Raw genomic sequence first — 19,745 nt, forward strand, 5'->3', positions numbered from 1 at the left:
TTGCAGTAGAGTCTCGATCTGCGTTTGCTGCGCGGTAATCGTCCTGTCCTTGAGTGGGACATTGTTAATATAGAATATCATCGTCTCACTGTTCTGCCTGTATTCACTCCACGGGTAATCCTTTAGGACTTTCTGAAAACACTCCAGGGATTTCTGATAATCCTTTTGCCCATTCTTCGGATACGAATAAATAATACCCATCTCGAATAGAGCCCTGTCTCCCGTCGATGGATATTTTTCAATAATCTGCTCGTATTTGTTCAGCGAGGCCTGGTAACTTCCCTGATTGAATAAGACATTCGCTTCTTTCAAGGTCGGTTTGGCCTGAAGACCTTCTTTAAAGTGACCGCATCCTGATATCAGAATCGGTGTTACTATGATGCAGATAAAGAAAAGGCAAGGGCGCTCACCCATCCTGCTCTGTTTTTTAGCCATACGTGACGAAGACGGTCTGAATCTCGTAGACGGTCCAATCTGGAAGATGCTCAGTCCCCTCATCCCCTCTCCCCTTGGCAGAATCATCAGGAATATCTTGTGCTAAGAGCCTGATATCCCGGCTTACAGGTCAAATGTTCGGATGACCGCGGCAGACTCACCTGATGGATAATGAAATGGCAGGGTTTTGAGGCCCTGCCACTTCTTTATCCGGAGCGCCGAAGGTAAAGTCAACGGCTCCCTTAAATCTGGCTTACTTCCTCATCGATTTCTGGAAAGCCGCGTCAGCTTTTTTCGCCTTTTCATCGGCGATCCTTTCCCGTTCCTCAGCCGCCTTTACGGCACTGTCGGCGCGGGCTGTGGCATCATCTGCCTTTGTTTTGGCCGCATCGGCTGCGGCCTTGGCTGCTTGCGCATCCTGCACTGCCTGCTCAACTTTCGCATCAAGCATTTTTTGGTCCGCCTGCACTTTCTCCAGGTCACCGGATGTTGCACAGCCAATCATAGTAACAGGGAGAACGAGCATCATTGAGATCAGCAAAAGAGCTCTTTTCATCTCTAATCACCTCCTTTCCGTTCAGTTTGCCTTGCCAGGAAGAAGAAACGTGGGAAGTTCACCCTGTCTCACCCGGACATGAGAAAAGGCGGGATATGCTATCTACTTCCTGGCCGGGTCAATCAATATGCCGTCTATTTCCAAATCAATCTTCAGGCGTTTGGCTGCATCCCTGGCCTCACTGATATCAGTGAAAGGGCCGGCGATGACACGATAGTCATTGTTCTTTGCTAACACCCTTGCCGGTATTGGTGGACCCTGATGGTTGATGATGGCGGCAATCCTCTGGGCATCAATCTCGTTACGCACATCAGCAGCCAAAACATACCACGCATCCAGCTTCAGTTCCGGTATCTCCGGTCTGCCGTACAATTTGTCCGGGTGCTCGGCTTCTATGGGTTTCGGAACCTTGTTTTCACTCCCCTGACGCAACTCGAAGATGGGAACAGGAATCCCCCGGGCCTCTGTCTGTACCTCCTTGATTTTGTTCCAGTCAAGCGTGCGGCCCGTTTTCTTTTCAATAGTGCTCAATTTTGCATACATCTTCTCCAGTTCAAGAGCGCCCGAGTCTTCCAGGGGTGTATGAGCTTCCAGGTAAAGCACCCCATTTCGCTGACCTATGAGATATGGCTGGTTGACAATGACTACCGGTGTGTTGACCGGAGTGTCGTTGTAAAGCACCTTTATGTTTTCCGGATAGAGTCTCATGCAGCCATTGGTTGCCTTAAGACCGATGCTGGCCGGTTTATTCGTGCCATGGATCAAATACCCCGACTTACTTAAGTAGAGAGCGTATTCTCCCAAGGGATTCTCCGGTCCCGGTGGAACTTCCGGGGGGAGAGGATCCCCCTTTTTTCGATGGTCCTCAGCAATTGAAACAGGCACATGCCAGGTCGGCCGGGCTGCCTTGCGATACACATGCGTTGGGCCGGTGGGGGTGGGTCGCTCTTTGGTTCCGACGCCAACCGGGTAGGTCGACACCGCCAGTGACTTGCCATCCCCTTTGTACTGAAAGAGCCTCATCGTGGCTACGTTGACCACAATGCCTTTTCTCGGGGTGTCCGGCAGGATGAAACTCAGAGGCAATATGATGGGCTTTCCGGCCTCAGGCACCCATACATCTATCCCCGGATTGGCAGCACTGATTGCATTGATCCCCAGACCGAAGTGTCTTGCAATATCCGGCAGCGTATCCCCCTCTTCAAGCCTGACGACTGCAAGCCGGCCAATGACGTCATCTCCATTGGCAATCGAAAAATCATTTCGTTCGATCCCTTCTGCAAGATGGCCTGGCGCAAGCGATGATTTCTCCTGGACACCTTTGAAAGCAGCACATCCTTGAAGAGATAAAATCAATAGCCATAGAGCTATCAGACGAAAACAACTGGCAGAGAGGGACTGGGCAGCGATTCGGAACATGGATTAAGTACGATACCTTTCTCAATAATGCGTTATTCCCGTGTCAGGACACAAAAAAGCCGGGACCGAATATCATGTGATATTTCGGCAACCCGGCTGTCTCAGTGAGACCCTGTAGGCTTTCCGCCCCATTCTTGCGAATGGTTTAGTATTATCGTCTATCTCTCAAACAATTTTTAGTAATGTTACATCACTAAGAAGCTTTGTCAATAGTATTCTGAAGCCAGAGAGACAAAAGCAGACACAACATAATAGTTCCCGACCGCGCCGTTACTCCACCGTCACCGATTTCGCCAGGTTGCGGGGCTGGTCCACGTCGGTCCCCTTGAGGACCGCCACGTGGTAGGCCAGAAGCTGGAGCGGCACGGAGAGGAGGATCGGCGCCAGGTCCTCGCCGTCGGTCGGCACCTCCAGGGTCACCTCGGCCTTCCGGGCGATCTCTTCGTCGCCGGCGGAGCAGATGGCGATAACCCGGCCCCCCCGGGCGATGACCTCCTCCATGTTGGAGAGGACCTTTTCGTAGGTGCTGTTCTTCGGGACCAGGATCACCACCGGCATCTCTTCGTCGATGAGGGCGATGGGACCGTGCTTCATCTCGCCGGCGGGGTATCCTTCGGCGTGGATGTAGGAGATTTCCTTGAGTTTCAGCGCCCCCTCCAGGGCGATGGGGTAGTTCAGGCCGCGGCCGAGGTAGAGGAAGTCCCGGGCGTTCATGTAGCGGCGGGCGATCTTTTCCACCTGCTCGTTGGTTTCGAGGGCCTTTTCGAGGAGCCCCGGGACCTTGACCAGGGCGGCGATCATGGCCCGCCCCGTGGTCTGGTCGACGGTGCCGACGGCCCGGCCGAGCCGGATGGTGAAGAGATAGAGGGCCACCAGCTGGGTGACGAACGCCTTGGTGGAGGCGACCCCGATCTCGGGGCCGGCGTGGGTGTAGAGAACGCCGTGAGCCTCCCGGGCGATGGAGGAGTCGACCACGTTGCAGATGGCGGCGGTCTTGGCCCCCCGCGCCTTGGCCTCCCGGAGCGCCGCCAGGGTGTCGGCGGTCTCCCCAGACTGGGAGATGACCAGGAGCAGGGTCCTGTCGTCGATGACCGGATTGCGGTAGCGGAACTCGGAGGCGATGTCGACCTCCACCGGGATGCGGCAGTGCTCCTCCATGAGGAACTTCCCCACCAGGGCCGAGTGCCACGAGGTGCCGCAGGCGACGATGCAGATCCGGTCGATTCCCCGCAGTTCTGCATCGGAGAGCTTCATCTCCTCCAGTCGCACGTCTCCCTGCTCCTCCAGGAGCCGGCCGGTGATGGTGTCCTGCACCGCCCGGGGCTGCTCGAAGATCTCCTTGAGCATGAAGTGCTTGTATCCACCTTTTTCCGCCATGAGGGGGGACCAGTCGATGTGGCGCGCCTTCTTGTCGAGGGGGGAGCCGGCCACGGTGGAGAAGGCGGGGTGGCCGTTGCGGAAGACGACCATCTCGCCGTCTTCCATGAAGACCATCTTCCGGGTATGGGAGAGGATGGCCGGGATGTCGGAGGCGACGAAGAACTCTCCCTCGCCCAGCCCGATCACCATGGGGGACCCCTGCTTGGCGGCGATGAGGACGTGGGGCTCCCGCTCGCAGAGAATGCAGAGGGCGTAGGCCCCGCGCAGTTCGGCCAGGGCGCTGCGGACTGCCTGCTCGAAGTCGGCCACGCCGGAGAGCTTTTCGTCGATGAGGTGCGAGATCACCTCGGTGTCGGTGTCGCTCTTGAACTCCCGCCCCGTTGCCGCGAGCCGCTCCTTCAGTTCCAGGTAGTTCTCGATGATGCCGTTGTGGACGACGATGATGGAGCCGGCCTGGTGGGGGTGGGCATTGCGCTCGGAGGGGCGGCCGTGGGTTGCCCAGCGGGTGTGGCCGATGCCGATGTGCCCCGTGAGGGGGTTGTCCCGGAGCAACTGCTCGAGGTTGAAGAGTTTCCCCTCGCTCCGCCGCTTGTCGGCCGTGCTGTCCTGGATGGTACAGATGCCCGCCGAGTCGTATCCCCGGTATTCCAGACGCTTGAGGCCGTCGAGGATGATGGGGGTCGCTTCCCGGGCGCCGATATAGCCTACGATACCGCACATATTTCCTCCAGTGAGGAGTGAGCTCCTGACACCTTACTCCTCACGCTTTTTTAGTTTCCATCCTTCCTTGTTCACCTGGGGTACCCGGGCGATGGCGAGGGAATCGGGGGGGACGTCCCGGGTGACGGTGGTGCCGGCGGCGATGAGGGAGTTGCGCCCGATGGTCACCGGCGCCACGAACTGGACGTCGCTGCCGACGAAGACGTCGTCCCCGATGACGGTCCGGTGCTTGCGGACCCCGTCGTAGTTGCAGGTGATGGTGCCGCATCCCACGTTGACGTTCTTCCCGATGGCGGCATCCCCCAGGTAGGTGAGGTGGGATGCCTTGGAGCCTTCGCCCATGGTGATCTTCTTCGTTTCCACGAAGTTGCCGATCTTGACCTGGGGGCCGAGCTCGGTCCCCGGCCGCAGGTGGGCCATGGGGCCGATGGCGGCGTGCTCGTGGATCATCGCGTCTTCCATCACCGTTCCGGCCTTGACCACCACGTTGTTTCCGATGCGGCAGTTGCGGATGACCGCTCCCGGCTCCACGACGCATCCGTCGCCGAGGGTGCTCCCCTTGATCACCGCCCCCGACTCGACGATGCAGCCGGTGCCGATCCGTGTCTCGCCGGCGAGGTGCACGCCGGGATGAACCGTCGTGTCGCGGTCCACGACAACCCCCCGGTCGATATAGGTTGCCGACGGATCGACGATGGTGACCCCGTCGAGCATCAAGGTCTCGCCGATGCGCCGGCGGGCGTGCCGGGCCGCCTCTGCAAGCTGAACCCGGTCATTGACTCCCATCACCTCCACCGGGTCGGCAACCGCATGGGCGCTGCAGCGCAGCCCCCGCTCGGCGGCCTGGGTGACGATGTCTGTCAGGTAGTATTCGCCCTGGGCGTTGTCATTGCCGAGCCGTGAGACCGCTTCGAAGAGAAACGGGGCGTCGGCGCAGTAGATGCCGGCGTTGATCTCGGAAAGGGATCGTTCTTCGGGGGTGGCGTCCTTTTCTTCGACGATCCGGATAACCCTGCCGTCGAAACCGCGGATGATGCGCCCGTAGCCGCAGGGGTTTTCTACGTGGGTGGTCAGCACCGTGAGAACCGCCCCCGAGGCGGTATGGGTCTCAGCCATGGCCCGGAGGGTTTGGGAGCGGATGAGTGGTACGTCGCCGCAGAGGATCAGCACCGTCCCCGTGAAGCCGCCCAGAAGCCCTGCAGCGCACGCAACGGCGTGGCCGGTGCCGAGCTGCTCTTTCTGGAGCGCAAAGGAGATATCGGTCTGGCCGGCAAAATATTCGCGGATTGTTTCCGCCTGGTGCCCGATCACCGCCACGATGCGCGACGCACCCGACTGCCGGGCCGTTTCCACCGGCCAGGCTACCATCGGCGCTCCGGCCAGGGGGTGCATCACCTTCACCAGATCCGATTTCATTCGCGTGCCCTTGCCAGCGGCGAGAATGACGGCGGCGAGATCAGCCATGGACGAAACCTCCTCAATATAACCGCTAAGGTTAAGAAATGTTTTACTTTAAACGATAGCGGAACGGCAAGTCAAGGAATTAGGGGGAGGCCTCTCCCCCTTTCGCCTTTACACCGTGCGCTGTTCTGCGGTACTCTTGTCGCGGGAGAGTCTATGGGAATTCCGGAGGACATAGCCCAGTTCGAGCAGGGACTCAACGAGCTGATCATCAAGTACGAGCAGTACTTCCTCGGCCTCGAGAAGCGCGAGCCCCTGCGCCTCCTGGAGACGGTCGAACGGCTGGCGCGCAAGTACGCCAACGTCAAGATCGTCAACACCATGCTCAGCTTCAAGTACAATTCCCTCATTTCCCGCCTCAACAGTTACCGGCAGTACTGGAACCGGATCCTTCGGCTCATGGAGGAGGGGAGGTACTCCCGTGACCGTTTCCGGATGGCCATGCACCAGCGGCCCGACGACGGTCCACGACCGACCGCTCCTCCTGCGGAGCCCTCCCGGCCCGTGGTTTCCGCCGGCGATACCGACGAGATCTACCGCCAGTTCGTGGCGGCACGCGCGGCATGCGGGCTTTCAGCCGCTACCATCACCCGCGACATGGTCGCTGCAGCCATCGAGAGGCAGCGTCCGGCAATCGTGGCCCGCTATGGCGATGCCCCGGTGGAGTTTCGTGTGATGGTGGAAGGGGGAGTCCCCAAGATCAAGGCCCGTCTGCGCAGGTAGCCGCAGGCCGGATCGGAGCAGATCCCCGTGAGAGTCGTTCTTGTCGCCATCCATTCCGCCCCCTCCCCCCAGGCGGTTCCCCTCGCCAACGCTTTTCTGAAGGCCTACCTCTCCACCGACGAGGATTTGGCGGCAACGGTCTCCGTTGAACTGTGCGATTTCTTCGCTGGCGACGATGCCGGCGAGGTGGTGCGTGCCATCGCCGGGCACTCCCCCGACGTCGTCGGTTTTTCGCTCTATCTCTGGAACCGCTCCGCCGCAGATCGGGTCGCTACCCTCCTCCGCGGGATCGCCCCGGGGATCGTTCTCTTTGCCGGTGGCCCCGAGGCGACCGCAGACCCCGAGGGACTCCTTGCATCATTGCCCTATGACTTCCTCATTCTGGGAGAGGGAGAGATCCCGTTTCTGGAGACGATGGCGCAGTTGCGCCGGGGCGCGATGCCCCGCGGGGTCGACGGCACGGCATTTCGTCAGGACGATGCAGTCGTCCTTGCTCCCCCCCGCAGTGTCCAGCTTCTCGATACGCTCCCTTCCCCCCTTCTCTCGGGGGTGCTTGATATCCGGCGCTATCCCGGCCTTCTCTGGCAGCTCTCCCGGGGGTGCGACTTCGGGTGCGAATACTGCTTCGATTACAAGGGGTCGCGGGGGGTCAGGCGTTTTTCGATGGAGCGGATCGACGAGGAGCTCGACTCCATCGTCCGGAGTCGCGTCTCCCAGGTCTTTGTCCTCGATTCAACCTTCAACGTCGACCGGCGAGCGGCGAAGACCATCCTGCGGATGATCCGCGCCCGCGCCCCCCACGTCCACTTTCATTTCGAGGTCAGAAGCGAGTTCATCGACCGGGAAATGGCACGACTCTTCGCATCCATCACCTGTTCGCTCCAGATCGGTCTCCAGAGTGCCGACCCCGCCGTACTCAAGGGGGTTCGTCGCGGGTTCGATCCGCGGGACTTTGCCGGGCGCGTCGCGCTCCTCAACGAAAGCGGCGCCGTCTTCGGGTTCGATCTCATCTACGGACTTCCCGGCGATTCGATTCAGGGGTTCGAGAGGACGCTTGACTTTGCCCTCTCTCTCTACCCCAATCATCTCGATATCTTCCCTCTTGCGGTGCTGCCGGGCACCCCCCTGGCGCGGCGGGCAGCCGCGGCGGGATTGGTCCACCATGCGGCCCCGCCATACACCCTCCTCGGGTCCCCGACTTTTCCCCCCGCCGACATGGCCGAGGCGGCACGGCTTGCCACCGCAGCCGACATTTTCTACAGTCGAGGCAAGGCAGTGGCGTGGTTCACCTCGATAACCGCTGCCCTCGGCCTGTCTCCCGCCGCCCTGCTCAAGAAGTTTGGCCGTTGGCTGGCCGATTCTGCGGGCGCGCCCCACGAGCAGGGTCTGACAGACGTTGAAGTCTGGATGCTCCAGCGCAACTTTCTCGGACTCGCCTTCGCTGAGGCGGGCAGGGAGAATCTTCTTCTCCTCGCACTCGATCTTGTAGATTACCATTATCACTTTGCCGCGGCACTTCTCGCCGTCCCACCTGAGATTCCCACCGATCGTGCCCTTGCAGCGGAGGATCTCCTCTTTTGCCCCTGTCTTCTCACTCCGTCGGCGCGCCTCGTTCGGTTTTCATATGAAATAACCGATTTGCTGGAGGCGGGAGAGTTTGACCTCGGGGAGTTTGCGGCATGCTTTTCCCCCTCCGGCTCCTGGGCGGCTATTTACCCCCGGGGGGGCGAGGTCTACACCGAGTCGCTCACCGAGCAGCAGTACCAGTTTCTTTCCGCCCTCGATGGTGTAACGCCAGCCGTGCAGATTGCCCGCCTCGTGCAGGTTCCCGACGCCGAAGCCGCTTCTTTCCTCGAAATTGCCCTGTCGGAAGGGATCGTTGCATTCGCATCGTAACGGCAGGTAGTTGGTTCCATCACGGTCTCCGGATGTATAGAAAATTCATACATTTCCTGTTGCTTTTTGTGGTTGCCGGTATTACTATCGCCGGGATTGATGCGATTTCATTGAGTTTTATTTATATTCTAAAATCATGTTTTATGAATTGGTAGAGATTTCCCAGGTCGTAGCCGACTGAAAATACAATACGATGTGGGCCCTGATGAGCGTACCCGTTGACAGAAGTCGTAGTTTCGGTTCACGGCTAGATACTGCGTTCTATTTTGGGAGCAAATCTAAACTAGGAGGAGCATTCATGTTGTCGAGGTTCTATCGGTTGTTCCCTGCAATGTTGCTGCTCATGGCGCTTGCCAGGCCAGCGGCAGCCGAAAGTGGCATGGCCATCGATCCGGCCACGTGTCTTGGTTGCCACAGCAATAAGATTTCGGCCACTGCGTTTGCCGCGTCTGTGCACGGCAAGAACGCCTGCACCAGTTGCCACGTCGAGATTACCGATCTCGCCAAGCACATGAAGGGTGAGACGAAGGTCAACAAGGTGCGCTGCGAGCGTTGTCACAAGAAGGAGAACGCGGAACACTACGCAAGCGTCCACGCCCAGAAGGACGTGATGTGTGCCGACTGTCACACGGACATTCACACCCACACCTACTGGAACAAGGACAAGCGCAAGGTGGTGGCCAAGTGCATCCAGTGCCACGACAAGGAGGCGGCCTACCGCAACTCGATCCATGGCAAGGCGGTGGCGGCCGGCAATATGGATTCCGCCGCCTGTAACGACTGCCATAACCTCCACGCGATCAAACCCCTCGGCGACCCGAAGTCGAAGGAGAACCGCGAATTCCACACCAAGGTCTGCATGAAGTGTCACGCCGACGAGAAGATGATGAAGCGCAACAATGTCTTCACCGTCGCTGTCGCGACCTACATGGAAAGCTACCACGGCAAGAACTACCGCCTCGGCTTCCCGGAGCGGGTCGCAGGATGTGCCGACTGTCACACCGCCCACTCGGTCCTTCCCGCCAAGGATCCGAATTCAAGCGTAAACCCCCAGAACCTCACTGCCACCTGCGCCAAGTGCCATCCGAAGGCGACCCCGCTCTTTACCAAGTTCTACGCCCACGGCGAGCACAGCGATCGGGAGAAATTCCCGATCCTCTACTATACCTTCATCGCCATGACGGGCCTGCTCATCGGCACCTTCGGGGTCTTCTGGGTGCATACCCTTCTCTGGATGTTCCGCGGGTTTGTCGAAAACCGCGAGAAGCAGCAGGCACTGATCGAGGGTCACCTTGAACATCATCACATCCCCGACTCCCACAAGGTGTACCGTCGATTCAAGAGACGGCATATCTTCCTTCACCTCCTCGTCATCATCAGCTTCCTGATGCTGTCGCTTTCCGGCCTTCCGCTCAAGTTCAGCGACCAGCACTGGGCTAAATTCATGATGGAGAATCTTTTCGGCGGGACGGCAAATGCGGGTCTTGTCCACCGCTGCGGCGCCGGCATCACCTTTATCTATTTCTCGGGGGCGCTGATTCTCTCCTTCCACTTCCTCTTTGTCCGCAAGGACCTTAAAGGGAACTGGCTGCAACGGATGTTCGGACCCGAGTCGCTGATGCCCAACTTCCGTGATATAAAAGACGTAACCGGCATGGTGCGCTGGTTCCTCTTCAGGGGACCGAAGCCGACCTTCGACCGCTGGACCTACTGGGAGAAATTCGACTTCATCGCCGTCTTCTGGGGTATGTTCGCCATCGGTGGTTCCGGCCTCATGCTCTGGTTCCCCGAGTTCTTCGGCAGCTTCCTGCCGGGGTGGATGTTTAACGTGGCGACCATTGTTCACTCGGACGAGGCCCTGCTTGCCACTGGCTTCATCTTCACCGTGCACTTCTTCAACACCCATGGCCGGCCCGAGAAGTTCCCGATGGACTTCGTCATCTTCAACGGTCAGATGCCGAAACATGAATTCATCGAGGAGCGCGGTGACCAGTGGAAGCGTTACGAGGAGCTGGGAATCACCGAACAGTTTGCCGCCAAGAAGACCAGCGGCATTGCCTATGACTTTATCGTCAAGGCATTCGGCTTCGCGGCCGTCATCACCGGTCTCACGCTGGTCGTCCTGATGTTCTACGCCTTCCTGGCCGGCGGAGGGCATTGATCGCGGCTACGGCTTATCGATCCACCATGAAGCAATGACAGAACGGGGTGCCGCACAGGCACCCCGTTCTGCATTTCAGCACTACGAAAAATGTCTGGGCGGAAATGTGACCTGAGGCAGGCGGCATCCTCCTGCCGTGACGCCAGAAACCAAGATCGCCTGGACAATCGTATCTATAAACGCGCTTTACGGTTTGGGGCAGGCCCGTCGAACCTCATGTCGACTCATCATCCGGAGATTACAGCTCCGTGTTGACTTCGGCATTGGCAGAAGGCCCCAGGAATGCTGTAACACGGGAAGGGCCTGGCTCTCCGGCCGCAGGACGCGTGCGGGCTTTTGCAAAAGGAATAAGGTTTAGCCTTCTGCCGATGAGCAGTTGACTGTGAGGAGCTTTGCCGACAGCAGAGCCCACCAATCAGGCATACTTTCTCCGCACCCTGCCCTTTTCCCCGGGAGAGGGGACGGTTCGCCAGCAAAGCGGAAGATTGATAATCGGAAGAGATGGTGAGTTGCGAGAGGCCATGTTGAGGCGATGGGAGGGATGGGGATCCGTCGTTGAGATAGAGGAAGCGGCGCCGGGGCGGCGATGTCAGACCATCCGCCGAGTGGCCGCGTAAAACGGAAGGGTCTGCTGGTTAAAAGCAAACGCAAAAAGGGGTGCGCCGAAAGGCACACCCCTTTTTGCGCTTCACGCGGTAAAACTTACTTCGCTACAGTTTCGGCAATCTTGATCGCCACGTCCTTGTAGGGGTTGGCGAACAGGATGATGAGGCAGACAACGAGAACGTAGATGGCGAGGGACTCGATCATGGCCAGACCGATCATCATGGTGGTCAGGATCTTGCCGGAAGCACCGGGGTTGCGGGAAACGCCTTCAACGGCGCTCTTGACGGCGAGACCCTGGCCGATACCGGTACCAAAGGCGCCGATCGCCATGCCGAAACCTGCTGCCAGCATACACATTGTGAGAAATTCCATTGCTACTTCCTCCTCTTGGGTTGTGTTTATCCTAAATAGTATAGGATTTGGTATTAGTGAGCTTCCTCAAGGGAACCCTGGATGTAGATCATAGCGAGAAGCATGAAAACAAAAGCCTGAATAAAGGAAACCAGAACCCCCATGAGCATCATCGGCAACGGCACGAGGAACGGAGCCAGGGCGAAGAAGATCATGAGCACCAGTTCATGACCGTTCATGTTGCCGAAAAGACGCAGAGAGAGCGAAAGGGGACGGCTGAGGTGGCCGATGACCTCGATGAAGAACATGAGGGGGGCCAACCACCAGATGGGGCCCATGAAATGCTTGAGGTAGTGGAAACCGTGCTTCTTGACACCGACAACGTGGGTCGAAAGAAAGACGATGACGGCGCACGCTGCCGTGGTGTTCAGGTTTGCCGTCGGGGGGAAGAACCCGGGAACGAGACCGATCAGGTTTGAGACCAGTATGAAGAGGGCAAGGGTAGCGATGAGTGGGAAATAGGGCCTTCCTTTTTCGCCCATGGTTTCTTCAACCATGTTCTCAATGCCGCCGACAACGACCTCCATAAAATTCTGCATACCGGCGGGGACTGCAGCGAGGCTCTTGGTTGCCAGGAGCGACAGGATCAGCAGCATGGCAAGAATCAACCAGGTGTAGGCGATTGCATCGGCACCCGCTTCCGAGATGTGGAGCGGCTCGAGAAACTTCCTGAAGAATTGCAGGAACAGCAAGGGGTGAACCATGATTATTCTCCTTTGGCGGCAAACATGTAAAACGAGAGAGCCGTGATCATTACGACAATAATCGACAGGCCCACGAGCAACCCCATCACGTCTATGTGCGCACGGACGATCAAAACGGCAATGACAATACCGATTAAGATCAGTCTGGCCAGGTAGCGCAGGTGAGCGTACCGGGTCGCTTTTTCCGGCTGCAGGCGAAGCGCCCGCGTCAAGATGCTCCTCAGCCAGTAGAAGTTGGCGAGAACCAATATCCCGCCGGCAAGAATCCCGGTCGCAAAACGGGCGGAGCGAAAAAGATACCCCGCGCCGGCAAGCACTCCGAGAAGAATCCAGCCACCTCTCGTAACCACGGCGAAGATGTTATTCTCGGTTATCCTTGCCGCCATCGTCTCGCTTTATTTCTCTGCTGGCAATTACAAAGATGTTACGGAACCCGGCGGCAATCCCGAATGCAAGAAAAATGAAGAAAAACCATGGATGGGTTCCAAACCACTTGTCGAGCTGTCTCCCGATGACCACCCCGATGAATATCGCCAGAGCCACCGAGATGCCCATGCTTGAGACTAGACCCAAGGTCTTCAAAAGACGTCGCTTTTCATCATCCATTCGGGTCAGGTCGATTCGTGTATTACAAGACTGAAAACCTAAGCTACTTAACACACCCTCCGAACCGCTGTCAATCCTCTAATTGCTCATTCCTTCACAGCGCCTTGAAACATCTGTGTGCGGCCGCAATTGTCCTTTCGATCTCGGTATCGGTGTGAGCGATGGAGACGAATGCGGTCTCGAACTGGGAAGGGGCCAGATAAATGCCTTCATTCAGCATGCATCTGAAATATTTCGAAAAGGCGGCAGTGTCGCATGCTGCTGCCGTTGTCCAGTCAAAGACCTCTCCCGGGGTAAAGAACGTGCAGAACATGCTTCCGACACGGGTCGAGTATACCGGATACGACGCCGACCGGGATGCCGCTGCAATTCCGTCGGCAAGGGCGCGGCTCTTTTCCTCTAGCCGGGCATAAAAGCCATCTTGCCTGAGAAGTTTCAGCGTTTCTATGCCAGCGGTCATTGCAAGGGGGTTGCCGGACAGGGTGCCGGCCTGATAGACGCCTCCCGAGGGAGAAAGAAGCCGCATGATTTCCTTCCTGCCGCCAAAGGCTCCTACGGGAAGCCCTCCGCCAATAATCTTTCCGAGGGTTGTCATGTCCGGGGTGACCCCGTAAAGTTCCTGAGCTCCGCCATAAGCAACGCGAAAGCCGGTCATCACTTCGTCAAAAATCAGGATGATTCCCTCGTTGTTGCAAAGAGTGCGCAACCCTTCGAGAAAGCCGTCCCGGGGGGGCACGGTCCCCATGTTGCCGGCAACCGGCTCAACGATGATGCAGGCAACATTGCCGCTGTTTCCGGCCAGCAGGGCCTTGACCGATTCCAGGTCGTTGAACTTTGCGGTAAGGGTATGCTTGGCGAAATCGCTGGGAACTCCCGGGGAGTCGGGCACGCCGAACGTGGCAGCCCCTGAACCCGCCTTTACGAGCAAGGAATCGGCATGGCCATGGTAGCAACCGCTGAATTTGAGGATCTTGTCCCGACCCGTATAGCCGCGGGCAAGACGAATGGCACTCATTGTCGCCTCGGTCCCGGAGCTCACCATGCGCACCATTTCGATTGAAGGAACTGCCTCGACCACCATTTCGGCCAGCGTAACCTCCAGCTCCGTTGGGGCACCGAAGCTGCTTCCATGCTCGATGGCGCTTTTTACCGCCGCAACTATCTGCGGGTGGCAGTGGCCAAGGATCATGGGCCCCCAGGAGCCGACGTAATCAACGTACTGATTGTCATCCACGTCGGTGATCGTGCTGCCGGATGCCCCTTTAATGAAAACGGGGTCCGCCCCGACGGATCTGAAAGCTCTGACGGGGCTGTTGACCCCACCTGGGATATACTCCTGGGCGCGGGAAAAGAGTTCCTTCGATCGGGTAGTGTCCATAATAGGTCCTTTTCTTGAAAATGTCGTAAAATTAGGTACTTGTAACACGCATTCCCCAGCGTGTCAAGAAGGAATTTGAAAGCGGCGGAGATGGGTGTTGGGGCTGGATTCCGGTAATGATCGGGTGCATTATGTGGCCGGAATTAGAATTTTTTTTTCTTGACAAAGCGCACCAAATAACATAATTTCCCACCAAATTGTATACAGTATACGCGCGCGTCAAACGCGGTTTTGCTCTGGATGGCATGGCCGTGTGTCGCGAAAGCTGCGGACATTAACTCTAGATTGGAGGGAATTACATGCTAGGCGCCTACCTCCCCATAATCCTGCTGGTCGTGATCGCTCTGCTGTTCGGTCTCGGCTCGCTGGTGGTCTCGTCGATTGTCGGGCAGAAAAAGCCCAGTCCGGTCAAACTTGCTCCGTACGAGTGCGGTTGCGAGCCGGTCGGCTCTGCGCGGGAGCGTTTCTCGGTCAAATTTTACATCGTTGCCATGCTGTTCATATTGTTCGATATAGAGGCGGTATTTCTCTACCCCTGGTCGATTCTCTTCAAGCGCCTCGGTATGTTTGGCCTTGCCGAGATGGGGGTATTCATTGTCATTCTCTTTGTCGGATATATCTACGTATGGAAAAAAGGAGCCTTGGAATGGGAGTAGAGCAACCGCTGGGAGAAAACGTTCTTACGACATCCCTTGACAAGCTTGTCAACTGGGCCCGCAAATCCTCGATTTGGCCCATGACATTCGGTCTTGCCTGCTGCGCCATTGAGATGATGGCGACCGGCGCTTCGAGTCATGACCTCGACCGCTTCGGCATTATCTTCAGGGCATCGCCGCGGCAGTCCGACTGTATAATCATCGCGGGAACCGTAACCAAAAAGATGTTGCCGGTCATCAAGACTGTATACGAACAGATGCCTGAGCCCAAGTGGGTGGTTGCGATGGGGGCTTGCGCATGCTCCGGTGGGATCTTCGATACGTATAGCGTCGTACAGGGGGTTGATGAGGCGCTGCCCGTAGATGTTTATATTCCCGGTTGCCCGCCGCGCCCTGAGGCGCTCCTCTACGGACTGCTGAAACTTCAGGACAAGATCGCCAAAGAGCGCAATTCGTTTGGTTCGGCTCTGGGCCTCGGAGAGAGGCTGGAGCCGACGGCTGCGTAAGTTACCACAATCAGGGGAATAGATATGAGTGCTATTGCTGAAAACAATCGCGCAGTGATCAGGCTGAAAGAAAAATTCCCTTCAGCAGTGCAGGATGTGAAGGAGTTTAGAGATGAGGTGACGGTAACCGTTTCGAAGGAGAATGTTGTCGAGATTTGCCGGTTTCTCAAGACCGAGCTTCGCTACAATCTTCTCACGGACGTGACCGCGGTTGACTACTTGGGCAAAGATCCCCGGTTTATGGTTGTATATAACCTCTATTCGATCCCTAACAAAGATCGTCTGAGGGTTAAGGCTGCTGTGGGAGAGGATAATACCCGGATTGACTCGGTGGTCGGGGTCTGGAATTCGGCCAACTGGCTGGAGCGGGAAACATTCGACCTTTTCGGTATTACGTTCGTCGGGCACCCTGACTTGCGCCGCATCCTGATGACCGATGATTGGGAGGGACATCCGTTGCGTAAGGATTATCCCCTGCAGGGACCGGGCCGCGAACCGTATAAGGGTCGGTTGTCGTAGTTTTGGCGAATTGACACTTTCATTGGACGAATAGAGGCGATCAATGGCAAACAAAGAAATCATGACAGTGAACATGGGGCCGCAGCATCCGAGCACCCACGGCGTTCTCAGGCTCGTGATAGAGCTTGATGGCGAGGTCATCGAAAAGATCACGCCCCACATTGGATACCTGCATCGTGGTGTGGAAAAGCTGTCGGAGCACCGGACCTATCATCAGGCGATGACCCTGACGGATCGCCTCGACTATCTTGCTCCCATGAGCAACAATCTTGGCTACGTCCTTGCCGTGGAGAAGCTGCTCGGTCTTGAGGTTCCCGAGCGTGCCCAGACTATACGGGTGATCATGGCTGAGCTTACCCGTCTCAAGTCGCACCTTGTTTGGCTCGCCTGTCATGCTCTCGATATCGGGGCCATGACGGTATTCCTCTACTGCTTCCGTGAGCGGGAGCAGATCATGAGCATGTACGAGAAGCTGTCCGGAGCGCGGATGACCAGTAGTTATTTCCGTGTTGGGGGCCTTTCTCAAGACGTATATGACGGGTTCGAAGCGGATGTGCGCCGGGTAATTGACGAGTTTCCCGGCTACTTTGATGTGTATGAGGGACTCCTCACAAAGAATACCATCTGGCTCCAGCGTACCATCGGCAACGGGGTCATTTCCGCTGAGGATGCAATTGACTACGGTATCACGGGGCCGGCCCTCCGCGGTTCTGGGGTCGATTGGGACCTGCGGCGCGATAATCCGTACAGCGGCTATGACAAATATTCGTTCAAGGTCCCTGTCGGCGAGAAGTGCGACACCTTCGACCGGTACAAGGTGCGGCTTGTGGAGATGCGCGAGGCCATCAACATACTTCGTCAGGCACTGGACTCCCTCAAGCCGGGACCGATCCTCGCGGACTCTCCGAAGGTCTGTTATCCGCCGAAGGAGAGGGTTTACAACTCCATCGAAGGGCTTATTCATCACTTCAAGATCGCTAGCGAAGGGTTCCCCGCCCCAGAGGGGGAGGTCTACCAGTCGGTGGAGGCTCCCAAGGGAGAGCTCGGCTACTACCTGGTGAGCGATGGAGGAACAAAGCCTTACCGTATGAGGATCCGCCCCCCCTCATTTGTAAACCTCGGGGCTATCGAGAAGATGGGCAAGGGAACCATGATAGCAGACCTTGTCGCCATAATCGGTACCTTGGACATCGTTCTCGGCGAAATTGACCGGTAACCCATTCGCATTCAAAGGAGATGGAGTACATGAGTAACGCTCCAGCCGAAGAAATCCCGACAGAAGAAATCGATCTCGCAGCTGCGAATCACATCATTGACAAGTATCTGAACTTGCCGGGCAATCTCATGCCTGTCCTGCAGGGGATTCAGGATAAGTATGGCTATGTGCCCAAGCCCACCATAGATCTGGTCGCTGAACGGCTGAATGTCTATCCGAGCCAGATTTTCGGAGTGCTTACCTTCTATGCGCAGTTCCATCTCAAACCGCGCGGCCGCTTCATCATCCGTGTCTGCGTTGGAACCGCCTGCCACGTTCAGGGGGCTGAGCGGATCGTTGAGACGTTTTTCGACAAGGTCGGGATTGGCCACGCGGAAACAACCCCGGATTTGCGGTACACCTTCGAGAAGGTGGCTTGTCTTGGTGCCTGCGGCATGGCTCCACTCGCGATGGTTAATGATGACACGTTTGGCAAGATGACCGTTCAGAAGGTCGAGGAGATCGTCGCCGAATATAACCAGCGGCCGATGAAGTAAACGGGATTCTAACTTTCCAGCAGAGGACACATCCATATGGGCGAACAAGCGGGAATTCAGATTCTGATCTGCCAGGGAACCGGCGGCATATCAGCCGGCGCGAAGAAGGTGGAGGCCGAATTCAAGAGGGTGCTTGAAGAAAAAGGGGTGTCGGCCGTCGTCGGCAAACGTTGCGACGTCGTAAAAACGGGCTGCCGTGGTCTCTGCGCCAACGACGTCCTGGTCGACATCGTCGATCCTGAACTCGGGCGGACGACCTACGACTTCGTGAACCCTGAAGAAGTCGCTCAGATCGTTGATGAGCATATCGTTAAGCGCACTCCGTTGGAGAAACGCAAGGCGAAACCGTACTACAACACCTTCGTCGATTCGCAGATGCGGATCGTCATGAGCGGTTGTGGCCAGATCGACCCGGAAAGCCTTGATGCCTATCTGTCCGAGGATGGTTTTAAGGCCATTGAGAAGTGTGTGAAAACCATGAAGCCCGCCGATGTCATTGAGGAAGTAAAGAAGTCGGGTCTGCGTGGTAGGGGGGGGGGAGGCTTTCCCACCGGGATGAAGTGGTCCTTCTGTGCAGGATCCCCCGGAACTCAGAAATACCTTATCTGCAACGCCGACGAAGGCGATCCCGGGGCGTTCATGGACCGTTCGATCCTCGAAGGAGATCCGTATTGCGTTGTCGAGGGTATGATGATCGCAGCCTACGCGATCGGGTGCACCAAGGGTTATGTCTACGTGCGGGCTGAGTACCCCCTCGCCATCGAGCGTCTTCAGAAAGCCCTCGACCTCTGCCGTGAGAAGGGGTATCTCGGCAAGAATATCCAGGGTTGGGGATTTGACTTCGATCTGATCATCAAGAAAGGGGCGGGTGCATTCGTCTGCGGTGAGGAAACGGCCCTCATGGCTTCCATTGAAGGGGAAAGGGGCATGCCGCGTCCCCGTCCGCCCTTTCCCGCTGTGAAAGGTCTCTGGGCCAAGCCGACCAACATCAACAACGTTGAAACGTTTGCCAACGTTCGCCATATCATAAACAAGGGTGCCGAATGGTATGCGTCACTTGGCACCGATACCACCAAAGGGACCAAGATTTTCGCCGTAACCGGCAAGGTCAAGCATACGGGACTCGTGGAAGTTCCGGCAGGCATGTCAGTCCGTGAGGTCATCTATAACGTCTGCGGCGGCATAGCCAATAACCGCAAGTTCAAGGCGGTGCAGGCAGGCGGCCCTTCCGGCGGCTGTATCCCGGCCGAAGTCCTCGATACCCCGGTTGACTACGATTCGCTCATCAAGGCCGGCGCCATGATGGGGTCCGGCGGTCTGGTCGTTATGGATGAGACGACCTGCATGGTTGACGTTGCCCGCTTCTTCCTCACCTTCACAAGGATGGAGTCTTGCGGAAAGTGTGTACCGTGCCGGATTGGCCTCAAGGCGATGCTCGACATTCTGGAGCGGATCACCGAAGGGCGTGGGCAGGAAACGGACATCGAGACACTGCTCGTGATGGGAGCAACCATCAAGAAGGCTTCGCTGTGCGGCCTTGGACAGACGGCACCGAACCCTATTCTTTCAACCATCAAGTATTTCCGTCACGAATACGAAGCCCATATTACCGACAGACGCTGTCCCTCCAACTGTTGCAAAGAGTTGCTGCTCTGGCAGGTGGTCGAGGAAAAGTGCGTCAAGTGCGGTGCTTGTTTCAAAGCTTGCCCTTCAGATGCCATTGTCTGGGAAAAAGGGCAGATCGCCTATCTGGACAAGGAAAAATGCACGAAGTGTAAATCGTGTTATGACGCTTGCCGTTTTATGGCGATAGAGTAGCCGCTCGCTGAGCTAACTTTCGAGGGAACAGAGGTCAC

19 protein-coding genes and 1 riboswitch are annotated in these 19,745 nt (G+C 57.2%); of the genes, 9 read left to right on the forward strand and 10 right to left on the reverse strand.

Annotated elements, in window-relative coordinates:
* From M6689_RS01820 to M6689_RS01840, 5 genes are all read right to left on the reverse strand, one after another.
* Positions 1 to 498, reverse strand: a 498-nt coding sequence (locus M6689_RS01820; protein WP_298267116.1) for a tetratricopeptide repeat protein, incomplete at its 3' end; no start/stop codon positions are given.
* 190 nt (positions 499 to 688) lie between these two features.
* On the reverse strand, positions 689 to 991 hold the full coding sequence (locus M6689_RS01825; RefSeq protein ID WP_298267119.1) for an Lpp/OprI family alanine-zipper lipoprotein: 303 nt from the start codon (positions 989 to 991) through the stop codon (positions 689 to 691).
* 102 nt (positions 992 to 1,093) lie between these two features.
* Positions 1,094 to 2,410 carry a L,D-transpeptidase family protein gene (locus M6689_RS01830; protein WP_298267123.1) on the reverse strand — a complete coding sequence of 439 codons (1,317 nt, stop codon included), beginning with the start codon at positions 2,408 to 2,410 and terminating at the stop codon, positions 1,094 to 1,096.
* 83 nt (positions 2,411 to 2,493) lie between these two features.
* Positions 2,494 to 2,570, reverse strand: a riboswitch (cyclic di-GMP riboswitch).
* Between the two features lie 110 nt (positions 2,571 to 2,680).
* On the reverse strand, positions 2,681 to 4,510 hold the full coding sequence (gene glmS, locus M6689_RS01835; protein WP_298267126.1) for a glutamine--fructose-6-phosphate transaminase (isomerizing): 1,830 nt from the start codon (positions 4,508 to 4,510) through the stop codon (positions 2,681 to 2,683).
* Positions 4,511 to 4,543: 33 nt separating this feature from the next.
* Entirely contained in the window at positions 4,544 to 5,974 is a 1,431-nt protein-coding gene (locus tag M6689_RS01840) for a bifunctional N-acetylglucosamine-1-phosphate uridyltransferase/glucosamine-1-phosphate acetyltransferase (protein WP_298267129.1), read from the reverse strand.
* Positions 5,975 to 6,127: 153 nt separating this feature from the next.
* Here M6689_RS01840 and M6689_RS01845 point away from each other — a divergent pair, with 153 nt between their 5' ends.
* The 3 genes from M6689_RS01845 (at position 6,128) to M6689_RS01855 (ending at position 10,751) form a co-directional block, all read left to right on the forward strand.
* Entirely contained in the window at positions 6,128 to 6,694 is a 567-nt protein-coding gene (locus tag M6689_RS01845; RefSeq protein WP_298267131.1) for an MXAN_5187 C-terminal domain-containing protein, read from the forward strand.
* Positions 6,695 to 6,721: 27 nt separating this feature from the next.
* The gene (locus M6689_RS01850) at positions 6,722 to 8,590 is read left to right on the forward strand and encodes a radical SAM protein (RefSeq protein ID WP_298267133.1); all 1,869 of its coding nucleotides are present in this window, start codon (positions 6,722 to 6,724) and stop codon (positions 8,588 to 8,590) included.
* Positions 8,591 to 8,888: 298 nt separating this feature from the next.
* Positions 8,889 to 10,751 (forward strand): cytochrome c3 family protein, encoded by a 1,863-nt coding sequence (locus tag M6689_RS01855; RefSeq protein WP_298267135.1) that lies wholly within the window; start codon positions 8,889 to 8,891, stop codon positions 10,749 to 10,751.
* A 702-nt stretch (positions 10,752 to 11,453) separates the two neighbouring features.
* Here the strand turns inward: M6689_RS01855 and atpE are convergent.
* From atpE to hemL, 5 genes are all read right to left on the reverse strand, one after another.
* Positions 11,454 to 11,729, reverse strand: coding sequence for an ATP synthase F0 subunit C (gene atpE, locus M6689_RS01860; protein WP_298267138.1), 276 nt, complete (start codon positions 11,727 to 11,729; stop codon positions 11,454 to 11,456).
* A 53-nt stretch (positions 11,730 to 11,782) separates the two neighbouring features.
* Complete coding sequence (gene atpB, locus M6689_RS01865) at positions 11,783 to 12,472, reverse strand: F0F1 ATP synthase subunit A (RefSeq protein WP_298267141.1); 690 nt, start codon at positions 12,470 to 12,472, stop codon at positions 11,783 to 11,785.
* Between the two features lie 2 nt (positions 12,473 to 12,474).
* Positions 12,475 to 12,858 carry an ATP synthase subunit I gene (locus M6689_RS01870; RefSeq protein ID WP_298267144.1) on the reverse strand — a complete coding sequence of 128 codons (384 nt, stop codon included), beginning with the start codon at positions 12,856 to 12,858 and terminating at the stop codon, positions 12,475 to 12,477.
* Positions 12,833 to 13,078 (reverse strand): AtpZ/AtpI family protein, encoded by a 246-nt coding sequence (locus M6689_RS01875; protein WP_298267146.1) that lies wholly within the window; start codon positions 13,076 to 13,078, stop codon positions 12,833 to 12,835. Before M6689_RS01875 ends, M6689_RS01870 begins: the two co-directional genes overlap by 26 nt.
* A 94-nt stretch (positions 13,079 to 13,172) precedes the next feature.
* Complete coding sequence (hemL, locus tag M6689_RS01880; protein ID WP_298267149.1) at positions 13,173 to 14,456, reverse strand: glutamate-1-semialdehyde 2,1-aminomutase; 1,284 nt, start codon at positions 14,454 to 14,456, stop codon at positions 13,173 to 13,175.
* 299 nt (positions 14,457 to 14,755) lie between these two features.
* On the opposite strand from hemL, the gene ndhC reads away from it, so the two are divergent.
* The 6 genes from ndhC to nuoF are packed head-to-tail and all read left to right on the forward strand — an operon-like array spanning position 14,756 to position 19,707.
* Entirely contained in the window at positions 14,756 to 15,112 is a 357-nt protein-coding gene (gene ndhC, locus M6689_RS01885; RefSeq protein WP_298267152.1) for an NADH-quinone oxidoreductase subunit A, read from the forward strand.
* Entirely contained in the window at positions 15,103 to 15,618 is a 516-nt protein-coding gene (locus M6689_RS01890; RefSeq protein ID WP_298267154.1) for an NADH-quinone oxidoreductase subunit B, read from the forward strand. Before ndhC ends, M6689_RS01890 begins: the two co-directional genes overlap by 10 nt.
* A gap of 33 nt (positions 15,619 to 15,651) precedes the next feature.
* Positions 15,652 to 16,137 carry an NADH-quinone oxidoreductase subunit C gene (locus M6689_RS01895; protein WP_298267184.1) on the forward strand — a complete coding sequence of 162 codons (486 nt, stop codon included), beginning with the start codon at positions 15,652 to 15,654 and terminating at the stop codon, positions 16,135 to 16,137.
* A 43-nt stretch (positions 16,138 to 16,180) separates the two neighbouring features.
* Positions 16,181 to 17,353, forward strand: coding sequence for an NADH dehydrogenase (quinone) subunit D (gene nuoD / locus M6689_RS01900; RefSeq protein ID WP_298267157.1), 1,173 nt, complete (start codon positions 16,181 to 16,183; stop codon positions 17,351 to 17,353).
* A 29-nt stretch (positions 17,354 to 17,382) separates the two neighbouring features.
* Positions 17,383 to 17,889, forward strand: coding sequence for an NAD(P)H-dependent oxidoreductase subunit E (locus tag M6689_RS01905; RefSeq protein WP_298267159.1), 507 nt, complete (start codon positions 17,383 to 17,385; stop codon positions 17,887 to 17,889).
* A gap of 36 nt (positions 17,890 to 17,925) precedes the next feature.
* Entirely contained in the window at positions 17,926 to 19,707 is a 1,782-nt protein-coding gene (nuoF, locus tag M6689_RS01910) for an NADH-quinone oxidoreductase subunit NuoF (RefSeq protein ID WP_298267161.1), read from the forward strand.
* Positions 19,708 to 19,745: the final 38 nt, after the last annotated feature.

The organism is Geobacter sp., from assembly GCF_027327745.1.
Classification (GTDB): domain Bacteria; phylum Desulfobacterota; class Desulfuromonadia; order Geobacterales; family Geobacteraceae; genus Geobacter.